Annotated in this window: 3 protein-coding genes; 1 reads left to right on the forward strand and 2 read right to left on the reverse strand. The window is 70.9% G+C overall.

The window, feature by feature from the left end:
- Positions 1-775 (reverse strand): ribonuclease D (locus BN4332_RS02310; RefSeq protein WP_435405144.1); only part of this gene is annotated, 775 nt, incomplete at its 3' end.
- A 2-nt stretch (positions 776-777) separates the two neighbouring features.
- Positions 778-1314 carry a DUF3000 domain-containing protein gene (locus BN4332_RS02315; protein ID WP_235654225.1) on the reverse strand — a complete coding sequence of 179 codons (537 nt, stop codon included), beginning with the start codon at positions 1312-1314 and terminating at the stop codon, positions 778-780.
- Between the two features lie 155 nt (positions 1315-1469).
- On the opposite strand from BN4332_RS02315, the gene hemE reads away from it, so the two are divergent.
- The coding region (hemE, locus tag BN4332_RS02320) for a uroporphyrinogen decarboxylase (RefSeq protein ID WP_066896992.1) at positions 1470-2421 on the forward strand (952 nt) is incomplete at its 3' end.

The following is a 2421-nucleotide window of genomic DNA, read 5'->3' on the forward strand; positions in this document are numbered from 1 at the left end:
CGATCGCGTCGCGCGTCGTCCACAGTTCGCGGACCGCCGCCAGCGCGCGCGGGTTGCGTACCTTGTGGATACCGGAGGTGCGCCGCCAGCGGTCGCGCCGGGTCGGCTGGGCCACGTAAGTGCGCAGGTACTCGAATTCCTGTGCCGCCCAATCGGTTTTGCCCTGCTCTTCGAGTACCGCGGCGATGGCGTGGCGCAGCTCCAGCAGTACCTCGACGTCGAGGGCGGCATAGTTGAGCCATTCCTCGGGCAGCGGGCGTTTGGACCAGTCGGCCGCCCCGTGCCCCTTCATCAGTTGCAGCCCGAGCAGGCGCTGCACCATGGCGGCCAGGTTGACCCGCTCGAACCCGGCCAGCCGGCCGGCCAGTTCGGTGTCGTAGAGCTTGCCCGGCCGCAGGCCGATCTCGGCCAGACAGGGCAGGTCCTGATCAGCGGCGTGCAGCACCCATTCGTCGCCGGCCAGGGCCTCGGCCACCGGTGCCATCGCGTCGATGGGGGAGCCGCCGTGGTTGACCGGGTCGATCAGCGCGGTACCCGCGCCGGAGCGGCGGATCTGCACCAGGTAGGCACGGTTGGAGTAGCGAAAGCCCGAAGCGCGTTCCGCGTCGATCGCGAACGGTCCACTGCCTTTTGCGAGAGAGATTGCCGCGGAAGATATTTCACCGGCAGTGACACAGACCTCGGGCACCCCCTCGGCCGGCGCCAGCAGCGGCGTCGATTCGGCCTCCGCGGGCTCGACAGCTGCTGTGGCGTCTTCGGTGTCCTGGCCGGTCATCGTTATGCGCGCGTGCGGGAACTCAGGTCGGTGACACCGGCCGGGGGCAACCCGGCCGCATGCTCGAGAACTTCACAGAACGCCTCCACGTGCGGACCCAGCTCCAGGTTGGTCGCGGTCCACGAGGCCCGTAGCTCGAGCTGGTGTGCCCGCGGCGGCCCGGAGATATCGCCATAGCGTACCGAGGTGGTGGCGGTGACGGTGCCACCGAGGGCGGTGACGTGCTCGGCGCGGGACTCCAGGGCGTCCACCAGCCAGCTCCAGGCCACCTCGGGCAGCAGCGGGTCGACGGCCTCGCTGGAGTCCAGATCGGCCTGGATGTAGGCGACCAGGCGCATGGTGCCGTCCCACGCCTCGGCCCCGTCGGGGTCGTGCAGCAGGATCAGCCGCCCGAAGGCGTCGCCCTCGGAGCGCTCGGGGACCACCGTCGTCTCGGGATGCCGGACCTCGGCGCCCAGCGCGTAGCTGAAGGGCGCCAGCCGCTGCGGCGGGCGTATCGGACCCAGCTCGATTTCCGGCCGTACGGTGGTGGCATTCATCGCCGCCACCGCCGTCCGGAACTGGGCCGGTTCGGCGGAGGTCACAGCATTCGACGCTAGTCGATGAGACCTGGACCGCCCGCAGGCGCGCCGGTGTGGGGCGTCACGAACCGGCAACGGTCCGCGACGGTGCCCGCATGGCACCATAGGAGCCGATGAATACCCGCCGGGAGCTGCCCGATTCCCCCTATCTCGCCGCTGTCGGCGGCCGCACTCCGCACCGTGTGCCGGTGTGGTTCATGCGGCAGGCCGGCCGGTCGTTGCCCGAGTACCGCGCCCTGCGGGCCCAGCACCGGATGCTCGAGGCCTGCTTCGACCCGGAGCTGGTCTGCGAGATCACCCTGCAACCGGTGCGCAGGCACGGTGTCGACGCCGCGATCCTGTTCTCCGACATCGTGGTGCCGCTGAAGGCCGCCGGGATCGGCCTCGACATCGTGCCCGACGTCGGCCCGGTGATCGAACACCCGATCCGATCGGTGGCCGATGTCGAGGGCATGAAACCGCTTGAACCGGCGCAGGTCTCACCGGTCACCGAGGCGGTCTCGATGCTGGTCCGCGAGCTGGGCGAGGTGCCGCTGATCGGCTTCGCCGGTGCGCCGTTCACGCTGGCCTCCTACCTGGTGGAGGGCGGTCCCAGCCGTCACCACGAGCGGACCAAGGCGATGATGCTGGGCGAGTCGGCCACCTGGCACGCCCTGATGACCGCGCTGACCGATCTGACCATCGCCTTCCTGCAGGCCCAGGTCGACGCCGGGGTCGATGCGCTGCAGGTGTTCGACTCCTGGGCCGGCACGCTGTCGCTGGCCGACTACCGCACCTACGTGCTTCCGCACACCACGCGGGTGTTCGCCACGATGGCCGCCGCGGGCGTGCCGATGACGCACTTCGGCGTCGGCACCGCCGAGCTGCTGGGGGCGATGTCGGAGGCACTGGGTTCCGCGCCGGCCACCATGGTCGGGGTGGACTGGCGCACCTCGCTGGTCGACGCCGCGGCCCGGGTCAAGCCGGGCACCGCACTGCAGGGCAACCTGGACCCGGTGGTGCTGCTGGCGGGCTGGCCGGTGGCCGAGGCGGCGGTGCGCCGCGTGGTCGACGACGGCCGTGCCG

It is taken from the genome of Mycolicibacterium houstonense, from assembly GCF_900078665.2.
Taxonomy (GTDB): domain Bacteria; phylum Actinomycetota; class Actinomycetes; order Mycobacteriales; family Mycobacteriaceae; genus Mycobacterium; species Mycobacterium houstonense.

Coding starts and splice junctions, on each gene's coding strand:
- BN4332_RS02315 (WP_235654225.1), bottom strand. CDS start 1,314: ATGAATGCCACCACCGTACGGCCGGAAATCGAGCTGGGTCCGATACGC.